The following is a 17,052-nucleotide window of genomic DNA, read 5'->3' as shown; positions in this document are numbered from 1 at the left end:
AGAAGTTTTAAAATATTTAAGATAAAAACCCAATAGCTTTTGTTAGAATGGATAAAAGTATTTTAGGAGGATATTGTGGTTTTGACTAATCCTGTGGTGGTATCTATTGTTTTGATGTCGCTTTTGTGCCTTTTGCGTTTTAATATCCTCCTCTCTATTGTCATCTCTGCTCTTGTTGCAGGGGTGCTAAGTGGTTTGGGGGTTGAGGAGAGTATGAATATTTTCATTCAAGGAATGAGTGGAAATATAGAAACAGCATTGAGTTATATTTTGCTTGGAGGGATTGCTTATGCGATTGCTCAAAGCAATCTCACAAGATTTTTGATCCATTGGGTGTCTAAATTTGTCGGTAACAAAAAGATACTTTTTTGCCTTTTTATTGCCTTTATTGCTTGTTTTTCTCAAAACCTAATTCCTGTGCATATTGCCTTTATCCCAATCCTTATCCCCCCACTTTTGGCTCTGATGAATAAAATGCGACTTGATCGCAGGGCAGTTGCTTGTGCCCTCTCTTTTGGACTTCAAGCTCCATATATTGCTTTGCCTATTGGTTTTGGGTTGATTTTCCAAAATATTATCAAAGACAATCTTATTCAAAATGGAGTAAAGGTTTCTCTTGCAGATGTAACTTCTGTGATGTGGATAGGTGGAGTTGCGATGCTTATAGGACTTTTTATCGCAATCTTTATCCTTTATTCAAGACCAAGAGATTATGTGCAAACTCGCCTAGAGAAAAAAGAGCTTGTAGAAGAAGAGCCTAAAATGACTCCTAAAGACTATGGCGTGCTTTTGGGGGTAGTTGTAACTTTTGCTATCCAAATCTTCACTTCCTCGCTTCCTTTGGGGGCATTGTGTGGGCTTGTCGTGATGGTTATCGTGCGTGGGATACGATATAGTGATGTAGATAAGGTGATGGAGGGGGGATTATCTATGATGGCTTTTATTGCCTTTGTAATGCTTGTGGCTTCAGGGTTTGGAGCGGTTCTTAAAGAGAGTGGGGCAATCAATTTGCTTGTAGGAGAGGCTTCAGCGATGATGGGAGGATACGCACTTTCAGCCCTTGTAATGCTTTTAGTGGGTTTGCTTATCACGATGGGGATTGGCACTTCTTTTGGAACGATTCCAATCATTGCTGCTATTTATTGTCCTTTGGCTTTGGCTCTAAACTTCTCTATCCCCTCTATTATCTTGCTTGTAGGGATAGCTGGGGCTTTGGGAGATAGTGGCTCTCCTGCAAGTGATAGCACTTTGGGTCCCACCTCAGGACTCAATGCTGATGGAGGACATAATCACATTTGGGATACTTGTGTGCCAACTTTTATCGTCTATAATATCCCCCTCATTCTTATCGGTGTGATTGGGGCTGTATGGTTGAATAGTTGATGAGAATACAATCAAGAATTTGGATACAAAAAGACGGGAAAAGCTATCTGGGGCAGGGGAGAATCGAGCTTTTGAAACATATCCAAAAAGAAGGCTCTATCTCAAAAGCAGCCAAAAAAATGCATATGAGCTATAAAGCTGCTTGGGATAATCTCAATCAAATCAATGAACTCTCAGGTGTGCCTTTGATAGAGAGTAGCAATGGAGGGGTTGGTGGGGGTGGAACTTCTTTGAGATTGGAGGGGGAGAGAGCGATAGAGGTATTTGAGAAGCTTGAGTGGGTGAGGGAAGAGTTTTTTTCTTTGCTTGATGGGTGCGAAAATCTTGAGGATTTGGATAAGAGATTAGAAGAGATTACAATCTTTTTAAAAGGTTTTTGCAAAAATTAGTCTATTTTACTTTGGCTTTATATTTCTTTTTTAAACTTTTGGCATTTATATTCAAAGGATAGGGAATGCAAAAAGATGAGATTATGGGGGTTGTCAAACCTCGCAAAAAACTATGGAAAATTTTTGGCATTTTGGCAATTATAGGAGCAATGTGTGGGGGAGGAGTGTATTATTATCTTCAGCCAAAAGAAGTCAAAATCGTTTATGATGTGGTAACGCCAAAGAGAGGGGATATCTCAGCAATCATTTCAGCCACAGGCACACTCAACCCTCTCAATGAAGTTCAAATCGGCTCACAAGTTTCAGGAATCATCTCTTCAATCTATGTAGATACCAATGATTTAGTCAAAAAAGGGCAGGTTTTAGCCAAGATTGATGATTCAAAGATTCTCCAAGAGCTTAGTCGCTATGAAGCTCAACTTCAAAGTGCCAAAGCCCAACTTAGCTCATTGCAATCTACTCTCAAAGACAAAAAATGGCAATATGAAAGATTGCAAAAGCTCTATAAACAAAGCAAAGGAAAATACCCTTCATTTGCCGATGTGCAAACTGCTCAAGTGGCTTATGAAGTCGCACAAGCTGAGATTGAGAGCAAAAAGGGCAATATTGCTGAGATTGAAGCAAATATCAAGGGGGTAAAGATTGATTTTGACAACACGATTATCACTTCTCCAATCGATGGCGTGGTGCTAACTCGTAGTGTCGATGTGGGGCAAACTGTGGCAGCAAGTTTCTCTGCTCCTGAGCTATTTAATGTTGCTCAAAATCTTGAGGAGATGAAACTTGTCGTGCAAATTGCAGAGAGTGATGTGGGTAAAATCGCAATCAATCAGCCCTTGCTTTTCAGTGTCGATGCCTATCCCAATCGCAAATTTTCTGCCAAAGTGGATAAAGTCAATTTTGGTTCTACTACCACAGACAATATCGTAAGCTATGAGGTAACAATCAATGTAGCAAACAAAGACTTATTGCTTCGCCCTGGAATGAGTGCCACAGCCGATATTGTAGTGGCAGAGCAAAAAAATGTCTTATTGCTTCCTGTGTCTGCTTTGTTTTTTGATCCTACCAAGCAACAAACTCAAAGCAAGAAAAAATCAGGCTCTTTCTTCTCTCCTCCTATGCCTCCAAGACACAAAAACACAGCCAAACCCAAAGATCAAAAGACAAATGCAGGAGAAGAGAAGCAGATTTGGGTTTTGCAAGGTGGTGTGCCTGTGCCTCAAAGGGTAAAAGTGGGAATCTCAGATGGAAAAAGTGTGGAGATTGAGGGGATAGGGGAAGGCACTCAAGTGATAGTGGGAATGAGAGAAGAGCAATGAGCTTTGTGAGTTTGAGAGGGATTAAAAAAACCTATGGCAAGGGAGAAAATGCTTTTGTAGTGCTTAAGGGAGTGGATTTGGATATACAAAAAGGGGATTTTATCGCTCTAATGGGTCCTAGTGGTTCAGGTAAATCTACACTCTCAAATATTTTGGGTTGTTTAGATGATGCAGATAGCGGGGTATATGATTTTTGTGGTGTGAATGTATGTGATTTGAGTTTTGGAGAGAAAGCAAGGCTTAGGAGAAACTATTTTGGCTTTATTTTCCAAAGCTTCAATCTCCTCTCCAAAACCACAGCACTAGAAAATGTCGAATTGCCCCTTATCTATAAGGGATTAAAGAAAAAAGAAAGAAGAGAGCTTGCAATGATAGCACTGCAAAAAGTGGGGCTAGAGAGATGGGCAAATCACAGCAGTGCTGAGCTAAGTGGAGGGCAACAGCAAAGAGTGGCTATCGCTAGGGCTTTGGCGATTTCTCCTGTATTTTTGATTGCTGATGAGCCTACGGGGAATCTTGACACTCAAAGAAGTATTGAGATTATGGAGATTTTGCAAGGACTAAATCAAAATGAGGGGATTACTATCCTTATGGTAACGCACGAGAGTGATATGGCAAGTTATGCAAGTAGGGAAATTCATTTTCTTGATGGCAAGATTCAAAGAGAGGTAAAAAGATGATTTGGAATGCTTTTGTTATCGCTTTTAGGCAGATTAGCCGAAACTTTTTACGCTCAATTTTAACAATGCTAGGGATTATCATCGGTGTAGCTTCTGTGGTAAGTATGGTTAATTTTGGAAAAGCCACTACGCTTAATATTACCAAAAACATTTCTGCTCTTGGAAGTAATTTGCTTATTGTAATGCCCTCAAGAGCATTGGATAGTAGGGGGGTAAGTATAGGCAAAAAGCAATTTTCTCAAAAAGAGGTGGATTTTTTACGCTCACGCATTCAAGGAGATATTGCTTATCTCTCCCCACTTTCATCTACAAATGCTTTGGTGCAATATGGAAGCAAAAATGTGATGACGACAATCAATGGTATAGGGGAAGAATATCTTAATGCTACAAACTCTCAAGTCCAAGAAGGGAGAGAGTTTGAAAGTGGCGAGTTTCACTCTATCAGTCGTATTTGTCTGATTGGAGAGAGTGTGAGAAAAGAGCTTTATAAAGAGCAAAATCCACTTGGAAGCAATCTTAAGGTTGGCAATTTTATCTGCGAGGTTGTGGGTGTGCTAAAGCCAAAAGGACAGGGGGCAATGGGGCAAGATCAAGATGATGTTGTATTAGTGCCAATCAAGACTTTTAATTCTCAAATCAATTCCAATGCTTCACTTAATAACATTAAACGAATTTTTGTTTCTCTCAAAGATGGAGTGGATTCTACAAATGTAGTCAGCAAGATTACTGAAGCTTTGAGAGAGATAAGAAATGTTCAGGGAGGACAAAAAGATCCTTTTGAGGTAATGGACACTAAAGAAATCTTAAAAACCATTAGTTCTACCAATCAAATGATGACAATCTTTATCACTGCCATTGCAGGAATCTCTTTGCTTGTAGGTGGGATTGGGATTATGAATATTATGCTTGTTTCAGTTACAGAGAGAACCAAAGAGATAGGGATAAGAATCGCCATTGGTGCCACAGGAGGAGAGGTGCTTTTGCAATTTTTAGTTGAAGCTGTGGTATTGAGCTTTTTGGGTGGAGTTTTGGGGGTCTTATTTGCTGTGGGAGTGAGTTTGGGACTTATCAAATACTTTGATATGCCTTTTGTGTTTGATTTTGAGATTGTGCTTTATGCTTTGGCATTTTCTGTGTTTATTGGGATACTCTTTGGTTATCTCCCTGCAAGGAGAGCTTCAAAACTCAATCCCATTGATGCACTAAGACATGAGTAAATTTGGGTATCATTCAAGCTTTATTTTTGATAAGGAGTAAAGAGATGAAGAAAATTCTTGCAACTTTATTATTCACTACCTTTGCAATGGCTGAGGGAATTTGTGGATATTATCTACTAGAGAAAAACGATGAGGGCAAAGAGGCTGTTGCTGAGATTTTTGAAAAAGATGGCAAGTATTATGCCTATGGGATTATCAATAGTGATGGCACTTATAGTCAAGATGTAAATAATCGTGATGACAAGCTCAAAGGACGCCCACTTAGAGGTGTGGTGTTTATGTGGGGCTTGGAGAAAGATGGAGATGAGTGGGATAATGGGAAGATTTATAATACTTCTAATGGTAAAACTTATAGTGCAAGTGCCAAGCTTGAGGGTGATACACTCAAAGTCAAAGCCACAGTTTGGGGGATTGGAAAAACTTTGACTTGGAAGAAAGTCAGCGAGGAGCAAATCGCTCCATTATTGGCAAATAAGCCTAGTATGCAAGAAGTGCTAAGCACAATTCCTACAAAGTAATCCCCTCAAAGGGGGTGTTATTGAGGTTTTTCTGCACTGATGATAATATCCTCAATCACATCATTTCCTCTGATATTATCAAGCACTTCAAGGCTTTGCTCATCAATGATTTGTCCAAACACCGTGTGTTCTCCATCTAAATGAGGCAAGGAAGCAAAACAGATAAAAAATTGACTTCCTCCTGTATCTCTTCCTGCGTGTGCCATAGATAAAGCCCCTTTGATATGCTTGTGAGGATTGTTCTCTACTTCACATTTGATACTATATCCCGGTCCTCCACATCCATTGCCGATAGGACAACCTCCTTGAGCGACAAAGTTTGGAATCACACGATGAAAGGTTAGCCCTTTATAAAATCCCTCTTTTGCTAAAGTTGCAAAATTTATCACATTTTGGGGGGCTTCAGAGCCAAATAGCTCAAAGTGCATTGCTCCTTTGTTAGTAATGATTGTCGCATATTTTGCTTCACTCAACTCACTGGGTGAAATTTCATAGACTTTTAATGCCATTTTGTATATCCTTTGGATTTAGATTTTGGGTATTTTACCGATTTTATTTTGCTGAGTTGATATGTAAGGAAAAAATGTGAAAAAAATTATCGTATTTCTTTGTGTTTGTTTGTTTTGCTTTGGCTCTGAAGACGCTTTGATGCGACGCTATCTTAAAGATCCAACCTCTCTTACTCCTGAAGAGTTAAAGATTTTACAAGAAGCCCAAAAACAAAAAAAATCCAAAACCCATAAACAAGAGCATATCAAAGGCTCTTTAGAGCTTGATGATCCCTATGCAGGAATGAGTGCAGAGGAGAAAAAAAAGAAAGCTAGTGAAGAAAAAATCGTCATCAATCAAGACTGGATTTATGGCACAGCAGTCATCACAACGACATTTTTAGATGGAAGTATCAAAAGAAGTTATGGAATCTTGCTTAGAGATGGAATGTATCTCACTTCAGCCAATATGGTTTATAATCAAAATGTCTATGCAAGGGCAAGTTATGCAATGATGCAAGATGATAGCACTCCTCCTTTTTTGTGTGTGGCTAAGCTTTCTATCAAGGCTTTGGACTTGCAAAGAGGATTGGCTGTGCTAGAAACTGCAGAATATACTGATGCATATTGTAATGTGAGAGAGAAGAGTTTTTATCACGACAGAATCTATGCAAAAAATTGGGTTGATGTCTTTAGCAATTTTGGTGATAGTGAAAAATATGGAGTGCTTTACTCTGCCACCATTAGTGCTATCAATTCGTTTTTGACAAAAGCTACACCCATAGAGGGGAGTTTGGAGGATTTGGCACATACACAAACAAGCAATTTTGCAGGATATAAGTATCCTTATGGCAAGGCTTATTATACAAGAGAGGGGCGACTTGTAGGGGTGATTGGTGCAAAAAATGATGATGAGCCAATTTTTATCAAAAGGGCTCAAATTGCTAGTTTTTTATGTGAGCTTAAAGAGAAAAAAATCTTAGAAAATCACTTTCTAAAAGTGCTCTGCCCCCCCCCCCTACAAAAGAGTAGAGAGTAAGAAGAAAAAATCTTAAGAGTGAGTTTTTTTCCTAATGTAGATATTTAAAAGCTCCACAACTAGGGAGAAGCCCATAGCGACATAAATATAGGCTTTGGGGATATGGATTTTGAATCCATCTAGGATAAGCACGACTCCTACCATTGCTAAAAATGCCAAAGCTAGGGTTTTGATAGTGGGGTGAGTATCGACAAAGTGAGCAATCCCTTTGGAAGCAAACATCATCACTCCCACAGCCAAAATAATGGCAATAATCATAATCTCTAGTTGATTTGCCATACCCACAGCCGTAATCACTGAATCAAGTGAAAAAACAATATCCAAAATCGCAATCTGAACTAAAGTGGAGAAAAAGCCACCATGGAAGTTTGATTGGGTATCTTGATGATGAGTTTGAGTCTGCTCATAAATCTCTTTGACACTCTTATAAAGCAAAAAAATCCCCCCCACAATCAAAATCAAATCCCTACCTGAAATCCCAAGATTACCGATAGAGAAGAGCGGTTTTGTAAGCTTCATTATCCAAAAGAGTGAGGCTAGAAGTGCGATTCTAGTCAGCATTGCAAGAGATAATCCAAAAAATCTTGCTTTGTCCCTTTGGTTTTGAGGAAGTTTATTGACAAGAATAGCAATAAAAATAATATTATCAATCCCCAAAACGATTTCTAGGGCAGTGAGGGTAATAAGCGTTACCCACGCTTCAGGTTGAGCTAACCATTCAAACATTTTTTCTCCTTGTGAATTTTCAAAAGCGTGTATTGTATCTTAGTTGGGTAAGCTTTTTTAGTGAAGCCATCCTCGTTTTTTGAAATAAAGGATAGGCAAAAATGTAAAAATTACCATTAAGCCCACAGCAATGGGATAGCCATAACTCCACTCTAACTCAGGCATATGCTTAAAGTTCATTCCATAGATTGTGCCTATGAGGGTAGGGGGCATCATTGCCACTGTGGCAACGGTGAAGATTTTGATGATTTTGTTTTGCTCGATATTGATTTGGTTGGTTAGAAGACTTTGAACATTATCAAGTGCATTCATACTTGTATTTGCAAACTCAATCAAAGAGTTGATATCTTTGAGGATAATGCCTAGATTTTTCTTCACATCAATATGAGGTTGAAGGCTTTTGAGCATTGCTGCAATCGCTCTCCTTTTATCAAAGAGTGAATCTCGCACCGTCATATTAAACTCTTGGAGGTGGGAGAGTTGTTGCAAAACATCATCGCCTATATCTTTGTCAAATACCTTTTTTCTCAACGCCCTTGTAGAGCGTGCAAAGCCCTCTAGCATATCAGCATCTTTTTCTACTCGGATTTCAAAGATTTTGCTGATGAGATCAAAACCATTATTGAAATGCTTGGGATTGGCTAGGATAATCTTTTGCACTTCATCAAAGACACGAAACTCTTCATATCGCACGGTGAAAAGGATATTTTCAGAGAGAATAAAGGTAACACTTTGATTGCCTATCCTTTTCTCTTCTCTCATAGGGATAAGAAAGTAGGTATTGATTGTGATTGCTTGATCATCTTCCCAATATCTTGCACTCTCCTCAATCTCTTCTTGCTCTTCTTTGGTTGGGATATTGATATTGTAGGTTTGAGAGATATAAGAGATTTCTTCATGGATGGGTTTAAACAAATCAATCCAAATGATATTTTGGTGAGAGGGATTGTGAATCTCCTCTTTTTTGATTTGTTTTTGACCTTCTTTGAGAAAAATATACATTTTAGTTTCTCTTATCCAAGACTTCAAATGCAGGGAGGACTTTGCCCTCTAGTAGCTCCAAAGAAGCTCCTCCACCTGTGGAGATGAAGCTCATATTATCTCTCTCTCCTGCCTTATCCACAGCATCTGCTGTATCTCCTCCACCAATAAGACTGAAAGCATAAGTATCAGCGATACTATGAGCGACACTAAAAGTCCCTCGTGAGAATTGTGTCATCTCATAAACTCCTAGTGGTCCATTCCAAACGATTGTTTGGCTATCGCGGATTACTTGGTTGAATAGCTTTGTGCTTGCAGGTCCAACATCTACAGCCATAAAGTTGCTAGGGACATCTTGGACTGGAGAGATTTTGATCTCACTTGGAGATTGAAGCGAATCAGTGCTGACTACATCAACAGGGAGATAGATTTTTACTCCTTTTTCTTTGGCGTGATCTAGAATAGCTTTGGCTTGAGTGATAAGATCTTTTTCTACAAGAGATTTTTGCATATCATTGCCTAGAGCTTGTAGAAATGTATTGCTCATCGCTCCACCGATGATGATTTTATCTACAAGTCCTAAGATATTGTTGAGTAAGGCAAGTTTGGAGCTGACTTTGCTTCCTCCAATGATGAGCAAAACGGGTTTGAGTGGGTTTGAAAACGCTTTGGCAAAAGAATCGATTTCTTTTTTTAGGAGTAGTCCTGCGACTTTCTCTTGAGTGTATTTAGCAGTGCCGTGAGTGCTTGCGTGAGCTCTGTGGCTTGTGCCAAATGCATCATTGACATAGACATCACATAGACTTGCTAACTCTTTGCTGAGTTTGTCATCGTTTTGTTCTTCGCCTTTGTAGAATCGGATATTTTCTAGCAAGATGATTGCGTTGTTTTTGAGTGTGGCTTGAATGCTTTTGGCACTATCAATATCATCGGCAAACACAACGCTTCTTCCCAAAAGTCGCTCAAGGCGTTTGATGATGTGCTTGAGAGAAAGTTCAGCATTTTTGCCACTTGGGCGTCCAAGATGGCTGACTAGAATGATATTTTTTGCTTGATGATCAATGCAGTAGTTGATCGTGGGGAGTGCTTCTCTAATGCGAGTATCATCAGAGATATTAAACTCTCTATCCATTGGCACATTGAAATCTACACGGATTAAAACGCGTTTTCCTGCCACATCAATATCTCGGATTGTTTTGACTTTTTGCATTAACTCAATTCCAGCAACTTCTAGCATTGTCTTCTCCATTTTTGAAATATTGCTAATTGTAGCAAGTTTAGGGTAATTAAAACATCTCTCTAAGCCGAATTTTTCCAAATTCCACACCGGGTTGATCATAGGTGTTGATATCCAAAATTTTACCTACACAAGAGGTGAGAAGCTCAAAGTAGAAAATCAAAGTTCCCACACTCTCTTCACAAAGCATATCTACTTTGATTTCATCTGTGGGGATTCCCTCATTTTGGATTGTCTGCATTGTGGCAATTTGCTGATAGCTTAAGAGTTTGGCAAAGGAAGTATTATTGACAAAATCTGTGCTTTCAAGATATTGCATTTTAAAATCAGGGATTTTGGGTTCAGAGTAATTTCGGCGATTGATATTAAGGAAAGTAATGGTTTTATCCATAACCCCTTGAGTAATGAGTTGCAAAAATGAATGCTGATCAATGCTTCCAATTAGAGCAATAGGAGTAAGCCCCACTTTTTTGCCATAGGTGTCAATTTTCCCCAAACTCTCAGCCCAAAGTTGCACATACCACGCATTGAAATCTTTAAAAGAGCTTGAGTAAGAAAACAGGACATTGATAGGGTAGCGATCACGACTTTTTGCTAGGAAGATTGCTTTTCTCAAGATATGATCTTCTTTGCGATACAAAAAGCTCATCATAAACTTTTTTGCTCCCTCAAGAAGTGAGGGGATATCATATCCTAAAATCATCAAAGGCAAAAGCCCCACAGAGCTTAGCACTGAAAATCTCCCCCCTACATTTTTGGCTATATCAATACAAGCAACTTCATTCTCCATAGCCCATTTTTGCAGTGGAGAGCCTTCATCGGTGATGATGGCAAGATGAGATTTGTGAGAGAGGAGATTGTAGTGAGAGAGGACATATTTTGCAAGAGAGGAGGTTTCAATGGTTGTGCCAGATTTGGAGATGACTAAAAAAAGTGAGTTTTCTACCTCCACACCTTGCAGAGCTTTGGTGATCTCAATAGGATCGGTATGCTCTAGGAATTTGAGAGCAATATTTTTACGATGAGGGAGATGACAGAGCATTGTATCGATAGCTTTCGTCCCCAAAGAGCTACCCCCCACGCCAATGACAATGAGATTTTTTAGGGTTGAGAGAAGTTCTTTGTGAGTTTGGATATACTCTTGGCAATCCTTTGGTCCTTTATCCTCAAAAGGCAAACGATAGTATCCACTATGATCAGCCACTTTTTCTTTGACTATAAGATCATAGAGGTTATCTAGTGCATTGGCACTTGGGTGAGGAGTGGATTTGGATCCTGTATTTTCCAAAAAATTCTCAAAAACAACCATATTTCAATCCTTTGACTTAATGTGTGAGGGCATAGACACTCATATCCACAAGGCGATGACAATAACCCATTTCATTATCATACCACGCTAAGATTTTGGCGTGAGTATCATTAAGAAGTGTTGTTTTGTCAGGGATAAAAATCGCACTTGCATTTGAGCCGATAAAATCGCTTGAAACTCTTTTTTCTTCATCAACTTCAATAATCCCCCTCATCTCTCCTAGTGAAGCTTCTTTGAATAGAGTATTTATCTCTTGAATAGAAGTCTTCTCTTTGAGATTGACACTTAGATCAATCAAGCTCACATCAGGGGTTGGCACTCGGATTGCAAAACCATTGAGTTTGCCCTGAAGATGAGGGAGGACAAGTCCTATGGCTTTGGCAGCCCCAGTTTTGGTAGGAATCATATTCACTCCTGCTGCCCTTGCTCTTCTAATATCACTATGTTTGACATCTAGGAGGTTTTGATCATTGGTATAGCTATGGATTGTCGTCATTAAGCCATCAATGATAGTGTATCTCTCATCTAGGACTTTGACAAGTGGGGCTAGGCAGTTTGTAGTGCAACTTGCATTGGAGATGATACTTTCTCCATTATAGGCTGTGTGATTAACCCCATAGACAAAAGTAGGGGTATTTTCAGCAGGGGCAGAGATGATGACTTTTTGAATGCTGTGATGAAGATGAGGGGTGGATTTCTCAAGAGAATTGAAAGCCCCTGTGCATTCTATCACGCCCTCAATATCGTATTTTTCAAAGCCAATCTTTGTAATCTCTCGATTGCTTAAGACTTTGATATTCTTAGAATTTCCCATCGCAATAGTGTTGTCATCTATTTTTCGCACTTCAAATCCACGATGAATGGAGTCATAACGCAAAAGATGAATGAGGGTATCAATATCTGCTGTGGTATTGATAGCTCCAAGCTCTAAATCTTTTCGGTTTGCAATAATTCTTGCAGTGCAAAGTCCAATACGACCACTTCCATTGATACCTACTTTTGGCATAAGGACTCCTTATAGTAATGAGATAGTATGAGCTAGATTCTATCTTATGCTAGAAAAAAAGAGGAAAAAAAGTGTCAAAAAGTTGCAATAAAGCTCAAAACTCCCCTTATTTGCTTGATTATTCTTGATTATTTAAAAAAAACTTTGTAGAATGCCTCAATCTTTGGTTCTCTCAAAGATGCAATATTATTTCTATATGGAGGTTTCTGATGAATAAGTCAGAATTTGTAGAACTTGTAAAAGAAGTTGGTGAGTTTGAAACTAAGAAGGATGCAGAGAGAGCAATCAATGCTTTTGTTGCAGGAGTTGAGAAAGCTCTAATCAAAAAAGAGAGCATTGAGCTTGTTGGTTTTGGTAAATTTGAGGTTGCAATGCAAAAAGGAAAAGAAGGAAAAGTTCCTGGAAGCAATAAAACTTACAAGACTGCTGATAAATTTGTTCCTAAATTCAAGCCTGGAAAAGGTCTTAAAGATAGCGTAGCAGCTGCTAAGTAATCTCTCCCCCTTCTTGGGGGCTTGTCCTCATAGCTCAGCTGGATAGAGCATACGATTCCTAATCGTAAGGTCGGGAGTTCAAACCTCTCTGGGGACACCACTTTATCTCCCATTTTATCATCTCTATATTTTAAGCACAAAACGATTTTGGTATTTTGCAGAGTTAGTGAAGAGTAGAGTGAGCCAAAGCCCACTCCAAATAATGAAAAAACTACCAAGAACAAGAGTTTTTGCACTCCTTGGGGGGGGGGGGATAAGGAGGTTTTATCTCTAGGATATAACAACTTACAAAGGAAAAACCCCTAGAAATAAAACTTTTATGAGGAGACTAAAAAACTCTTCATAAAAAGCATAAAACTCTATGATACCTCTTACTCTAAAACAATCTCTAAAAAATCTTAGAGATAAGAGGTATCATCAAATCTTATCCAAGAGAGAAACCTTTTCTACTCTTAAACTCTGTAATACTCCTCCACCATCTCAAAGAGGGCTTTTATACCCTCTTGCAATAGGCTAGGGGAAAAACTTTGTGATACTTCCTTGCTTAAGCTAAAGAAGTATCAGCAAATCTTTGCTAGAGTGGGGCAAAGCCCACTCAAAAATGAGAAAAAAACAAAAACAGAGCCTTAAAAATCAAAATTCTCAACAAAGAAAAAATAGGCTCTGTGATACCTCTATCTTAGAGTAGAGGTATCAGCAAGACTACTATCTATCTATCTATCTATCTATCTATGGATAGATTTTTTTGATGAGAGAGCTAGATAAAGAGATTTTCTATCCTCTTAAAAGATTTGTGAGAGAGGTTAAGAGAGAGGGGTTTCCCTACCTCTTTCTCTCCACTCCCCTTTTCCTTTTTTCCCTCTTTTTTGCTTTTCTCCCACTCCCTTTTCTAACTTGTCTTAGAAACTATATCTTGCTCCAAGATTAAACTGCATAAAGGTTCTTTGCTTATCTCCAAAGCTCTTTTCTACATCGATATAAAGTCTAGCCCCCTTAGTTAGCTCAATATTGCTTCCTACATTTAGCACTGCTCTTCCATTGCTCTCTACTTTGTCAAGTTGGGTGATATATCCTCCACTTCTTGTGCTTGCTTCAGATTGTCCTCCCTCAATGTAGTCATACTCATAAGAAGCTCCTACATAAAGACTTGCAAATCCTTTATCAGTAGTGAATTTCTTCCCTAGACTTGCTCCAATTCTGCTTCTTAGAGTGAGAATAGCATCTTGAGAAGCATTGAGATTAGCAGGAACTTTGTCGTTATTAAGCACTGCACGATTAAAATCGCTTTGATTGAAGTATCCAAAGGCGACTTCTACTTGAGGATCAATATACCAGCTTCCTTTTTCATTTTCTGCAAAGCTATAGCGATAACCAAACTCATCACTGAGCACCATTGCAAAGTTATTGGTTTTGCTCATCACGCTTGTATCATTGCTCAAAGAGAATTCACTCATAATGTAATCAAATTTAAGAATTGTGTCATTATACCAACCACTATCAGCGACATAGGAGTTATAAAGTCCTACTTCTACCATATTAGAATCTACTCTATCAAGTGCAATGCTCTCAAATGGAGTGCCTATCGCATTGATTCCTAGAGTGTTGCTCTTGGTGCTAGAAGTTCCATAAGCTAGGGCAATTCCCATATAGTTTCTTGCATTCTCTCCTACACTAAGTGAGTAGTCATATCCTGCTTGAGCTGTGAGATAATCTGTCTTACTTCCTGCTCCAAAGCTATTGCTCATATTTCCACCAAAGACTCTAGCCCATACTCCTTGATTGTGATCATTATCTCGCAATTCTCCCATTCTCTTATTTAGAGAGTTGAAGTTGGCAAGGTAGAGATCATAATTGACAGCTAGGGCTGAACTTGCTATGGCTTGGAGAGATTGATTGATTTCTCCCTCAACTACATCACCGATATAAGTTTTTTCATCTATTGTAACAAGATTGACAATCGCTGTGCTTGTCCCTATCATACTCTCTCCACCCACAACTTCTACACTTCCATTTGCACCACTTGCATCAGCGACCATAATATTGTCGCTTCCATTCTCGTCAAAAGTAATATTGTAGATATCACTATTTCCTGTGAGAGCAATGATTGCTTTTCCTGTTACATTAGATGAGTTGTCTGCATCATCACCTGCATCAAGTGTTGAGGCTTGTGTAAAGACCACTCTATCTGCTGTATTAGAACTTGCATAGAGTTTGAATGTCGCTTCTCCTGTAAATCCACTTGTGATTGTAAGAGTGTTTCTAGCATCTTTGCTTCCTGTATTGGTGCTAGGAGTAGTGGAGGGTTGAGAATCCACAGAAGGAGCTTGTGGATCTGTAACTACAGGAGCTTCAGGAGTTGTAACCACTCCGCTTTCCTCTCCCTCTCTTACAAGTCCTCTTGTGAGGAGAGCAGGAGTAAGTCCTGTGATAGCGTCTTGTGTGGAGATATCTTGTCCTGCTGGTTTCACTCCCACAGAGAGATCGACTAATCCACCATTTGAAGTGAGTGAAGTAATCGTATTATCACTTGAGCCAAACACTAGAGTGGAGTTAGTAACCTCAAAGCTTAGAGGATTATTGTTATTAGTATCATTTACATTGATAGCTGAAGTAATTGTAGTGCGTGTGCCACTTAAAGCAATAGTATTGCTTGTAGTTCCACTTGCACTAATACTATCAATCACAGCTGAAGAGCTAGAGATAGTGAGAGTATTTGAAGTTGTCGCACTTAGAGCAAGATTGCTGAGGGCAACTGCTCTACCTGTGAGTGTGGCATTTGAAGTATTGGTATCATCTCCTACTAACTCTATCTTTGAGCCATTCCCTGAAGTGCTTAATCCTCCATTGAGGGCTAGAGTTGTGTTTTTGAGCTTGATTGTAAGATCTTGTCCATTTCCTACATTGACTTGGTTTGTGATACTCATAGAAGTAGCATTGCTCAAATCAAGGATATTTCCTGTGCTTGTCTCTCCTAGTGTGAGAGCTTTAAGAGTTCCGCCATTGAGAGCTAGAGTTACCTCTTTGTCAGTTCCTTGCCCTTTGAGTGTGGCTGTGAGGTTAGCTCCATTGCTGAGTGTGCCAATCGTTGTGCTCATCGCTCCGCTTGTAACCTTTGAGTTGTCAAGCACAAGTATTGTGTTTGCTCCACTTGCATTGAGAGTAGTGATTGCGTGAGTTGTGCCATTAGCGTCCTTGCCCTCAAGGGTAAGAGTAGCGTTTGAGCCTGAGAGGGTGAGATTATTGACTTTTGTTGTCCCAGTTCCAGCTGTTGTGGTAGTAATATCACCCTTGACTATACTTTGAGTGTTTGCACCAGTGAAAGTAATTGTGTTGGTTCCATTCCCACTTCCACTTCCACCTCCTGCATTGATACTGCCTATCTCTCCATTTCCACCAATGAAAACATTCATTACCCCTCCAGACTCTGAGGTAATTTTGTTGGCTTTGAATCTCCCTGAAGTGGCAATATTGTTTGTCGCTCCATCACTTGTGATTGTTCCAGTATTATCTTGTCCTGTTGTGCCTACTTCTAAAGAAGCTACATTGATATAGTTAAATCCTTTGCTTTTTGAGTAGATATTGTTTGTAACCTTGAGGTTAAGGTTGGCTGTGTAATCACTTGAATTCCAGTTGTTATTGACTCCTGAAGCAAGGGCAAGGCTTGAGCCACTGCCTGAAGTAAGGTTTTTGCCAATATAGACATATCCTGAAGCATTTGAACTAAGAGTATCGGTTTTATTGATATCATTAATTGTAAGAGTATTTGCAGTCGTCCCATCAAAGCTTAGGATATTTTTGGTATTAACTTGTTTGCTAGTAACTTCTGTAATTGTTCCATTCACTGCTCCATTCAATTTGAAGATATTGCCTGTATTATTGTTATTGCTATCTGCTTTGATAGAAGCATTTGTATTGAAAGTCACACTTTCATTGATTGTGATAAGATTTCTAGATGATGCATTATTGTTGTTGGCAGAAATCTCTCCTGAGAAAGTTGCAGTATTGGCTGTGATAGAGTTAGTTGAGCCTTGTTGTGCTGTAAGGTTGCCACTAAGTGTCAATGTCCCTACATTGATAGTGTTGCTTCCTGAAGTGCTAGAACTTGTGATATTTGTAGCAGTAAGTGAGCCATCACCACTAGCATTGAATGCCCCACTAGAAGTGCTAACACTTGCTAGAGTGAGAGAAGAAGTGCTATCAATATTGACATTGAGATTTTTTGAGCTATCAAGGGTTAGGGTGGGATTCCCAATCGTTGTAGTTGAA

Annotated in this window: 15 protein-coding genes and 1 tRNA gene; 9 read left to right on the top strand and 7 right to left on the bottom strand. The window is 39.2% G+C overall.

Translation table 11 applies throughout. From position 1 onward, the window contains the following. Positions 1–75: 75 nt before the first annotated feature. From CQA58_RS05770 to CQA58_RS05745, 6 genes are all read left to right on the top strand, one after another. Positions 76–1,383 (top strand): Na+/H+ antiporter family protein, encoded by a 1,308-nt coding sequence (locus CQA58_RS05770; protein ID WP_115569776.1) that lies wholly within the window; start codon positions 76–78, stop codon positions 1,381–1,383. Then, entirely contained in the window at positions 1,383–1,772 is a 390-nt protein-coding gene (locus CQA58_RS05765) for a winged helix-turn-helix domain-containing protein (RefSeq protein WP_115569807.1), read from the top strand. Before CQA58_RS05770 ends, CQA58_RS05765 begins: the two co-directional genes overlap by 1 nt. Positions 1,773–1,837: 65 nt before the next feature. Further along, a complete protein-coding gene (locus tag CQA58_RS05760; RefSeq protein WP_115569775.1) occupies positions 1,838–3,091 on the top strand; it encodes an efflux RND transporter periplasmic adaptor subunit in 1,254 nt (417 codons plus the stop codon). Beyond that, on the top strand, positions 3,088–3,771 hold the full coding sequence (locus CQA58_RS05755) for an ABC transporter ATP-binding protein (RefSeq protein ID WP_115569774.1): 684 nt from the start codon (positions 3,088–3,090) through the stop codon (positions 3,769–3,771). The genes CQA58_RS05760 and CQA58_RS05755 overlap by 4 nt, the downstream gene beginning before the upstream one ends. Continuing rightward, on the top strand, positions 3,768–4,988 hold the full coding sequence (locus CQA58_RS05750) for an ABC transporter permease (RefSeq protein ID WP_115569773.1): 1,221 nt from the start codon (positions 3,768–3,770) through the stop codon (positions 4,986–4,988). The genes CQA58_RS05755 and CQA58_RS05750 overlap by 4 nt, the downstream gene beginning before the upstream one ends. Before the next feature lie 44 nt (positions 4,989–5,032). Continuing rightward, positions 5,033–5,506 carry a DUF2147 domain-containing protein gene (locus tag CQA58_RS05745; RefSeq protein WP_115569772.1) on the top strand — a complete coding sequence of 158 codons (474 nt, stop codon included), beginning with the start codon at positions 5,033–5,035 and terminating at the stop codon, positions 5,504–5,506. Positions 5,507–5,523: 17 nt separating this feature from the next. Here the strand turns inward: CQA58_RS05745 and CQA58_RS05740 are convergent, their stop codons facing one another. Continuing rightward, the gene (locus tag CQA58_RS05740) at positions 5,524–6,015 is read right to left on the bottom strand and encodes a peptidylprolyl isomerase (protein WP_115569771.1); all 492 of its coding nucleotides are present in this window, start codon (positions 6,013–6,015) and stop codon (positions 5,524–5,526) included. A gap of 76 nt (positions 6,016–6,091) precedes the next feature. Between CQA58_RS05740 and CQA58_RS05735 the strand changes: the two genes are divergently transcribed. Then, positions 6,092–7,033, top strand: coding sequence for a hypothetical protein (locus CQA58_RS05735; RefSeq protein WP_115569770.1), 942 nt, complete (start codon positions 6,092–6,094; stop codon positions 7,031–7,033). 12 nt (positions 7,034–7,045) lie between these two features. Here the strand turns inward: CQA58_RS05735 and CQA58_RS05730 are convergent, their stop codons facing one another. The 5 genes from CQA58_RS05730 to gap are packed head-to-tail and all read right to left on the bottom strand — an operon-like array spanning position 7,046 to position 12,292. Continuing rightward, the gene (locus tag CQA58_RS05730; protein ID WP_115569769.1) at positions 7,046–7,759 is read right to left on the bottom strand and encodes a TerC family protein; all 714 of its coding nucleotides are present in this window, start codon (positions 7,757–7,759) and stop codon (positions 7,046–7,048) included. 57 nt (positions 7,760–7,816) lie between these two features. Continuing rightward, positions 7,817–8,761, bottom strand: a complete 945-nt coding sequence (corA, locus tag CQA58_RS05725) for a magnesium/cobalt transporter CorA (protein WP_115569768.1) — start codon at positions 8,759–8,761, stop codon at positions 7,817–7,819. Position 8,762: 1 nt separating this feature from the next. Continuing rightward, on the bottom strand, positions 8,763–9,977 hold the full coding sequence (locus tag CQA58_RS05720; protein WP_115569767.1) for a phosphoglycerate kinase: 1,215 nt from the start codon (positions 9,975–9,977) through the stop codon (positions 8,763–8,765). Between the two features lie 49 nt (positions 9,978–10,026). Continuing rightward, positions 10,027–11,286 carry a glucose-6-phosphate isomerase gene (locus tag CQA58_RS05715; RefSeq protein WP_115569766.1) on the bottom strand — a complete coding sequence of 420 codons (1,260 nt, stop codon included), beginning with the start codon at positions 11,284–11,286 and terminating at the stop codon, positions 10,027–10,029. 16 nt (positions 11,287–11,302) lie between these two features. Next, a complete protein-coding gene (gene gap, locus CQA58_RS05710; protein ID WP_115569765.1) occupies positions 11,303–12,292 on the bottom strand; it encodes a type I glyceraldehyde-3-phosphate dehydrogenase in 990 nt (329 codons plus the stop codon). A 209-nt stretch (positions 12,293–12,501) separates the two neighbouring features. On the opposite strand from gap, the gene CQA58_RS05705 reads away from it, so the two are divergent. After that, on the top strand, positions 12,502–12,786 hold the full coding sequence (locus CQA58_RS05705; RefSeq protein WP_115569764.1) for an HU family DNA-binding protein: 285 nt from the start codon (positions 12,502–12,504) through the stop codon (positions 12,784–12,786). Positions 12,787–12,809: 23 nt separating this feature from the next. Continuing rightward, positions 12,810–12,886 (top strand) — tRNA-Arg (locus CQA58_RS05700). 799 nt (positions 12,887–13,685) lie between these two features. Here the strand turns inward: CQA58_RS05700 and CQA58_RS05690 are convergent. Beyond that, positions 13,686–17,052 (bottom strand): autotransporter outer membrane beta-barrel domain-containing protein (locus CQA58_RS05690; protein WP_115569762.1); only part of this gene is annotated, 3,367 nt, incomplete at its 5' end.

The sequence above is a fragment of the Helicobacter brantae genome (assembly GCF_003364205.1).
GTDB classification, from domain to species: domain Bacteria; phylum Campylobacterota; class Campylobacteria; order Campylobacterales; family Helicobacteraceae; genus Helicobacter_G; species Helicobacter_G brantae.
Note: the sequence above shows the minus strand (reverse complement) of the source record. Positions and strands in the feature narration are given on the sequence as shown.

Bases quoted from the DNA above. Each gene is read 5' to 3' on its own strand.
- CQA58_RS05705 (WP_115569764.1), top strand. From the start codon at position 12,502: ATGAATAAGTCAGAATTTGTAGAACTTGTAAAAGAAGTTGGTGAGTTT.
- CQA58_RS05760 (WP_115569775.1), top strand. From the start codon at position 1,838: ATGCAAAAAGATGAGATTATGGGGGTTGTCAAACCTCGCAAAAAACTA.
- CQA58_RS05715 (WP_115569766.1), bottom strand. From the start codon at position 11,286: ATGGTTGTTTTTGAGAATTTTTTGGAAAATACAGGATCCAAATCCACT.
- corA (WP_115569768.1), bottom strand. From the start codon at position 8,761: ATGTATATTTTTCTCAAAGAAGGTCAAAAACAAATCAAAAAAGAGGAG.
- gap (WP_115569765.1), bottom strand. From the start codon at position 12,292: ATGCCAAAAGTAGGTATCAATGGAAGTGGTCGTATTGGACTTTGCACT.
- CQA58_RS05745 (WP_115569772.1), top strand. From the start codon at position 5,033: ATGAAGAAAATTCTTGCAACTTTATTATTCACTACCTTTGCAATGGCT.
- CQA58_RS05765 (WP_115569807.1), top strand. From the start codon at position 1,383: ATGAGAATACAATCAAGAATTTGGATACAAAAAGACGGGAAAAGCTAT.
- CQA58_RS05720 (WP_115569767.1), bottom strand. From the start codon at position 9,977: ATGCTAGAAGTTGCTGGAATTGAGTTAATGCAAAAAGTCAAAACAATC.
- CQA58_RS05740 (WP_115569771.1), bottom strand. From the start codon at position 6,015: ATGGCATTAAAAGTCTATGAAATTTCACCCAGTGAGTTGAGTGAAGCA.
- CQA58_RS05730 (WP_115569769.1), bottom strand. From the start codon at position 7,759: ATGTTTGAATGGTTAGCTCAACCTGAAGCGTGGGTAACGCTTATTACC.
- CQA58_RS05750 (WP_115569773.1), top strand. From the start codon at position 3,768: ATGATTTGGAATGCTTTTGTTATCGCTTTTAGGCAGATTAGCCGAAAC.
- CQA58_RS05755 (WP_115569774.1), top strand. From the start codon at position 3,088: ATGAGCTTTGTGAGTTTGAGAGGGATTAAAAAAACCTATGGCAAGGGA.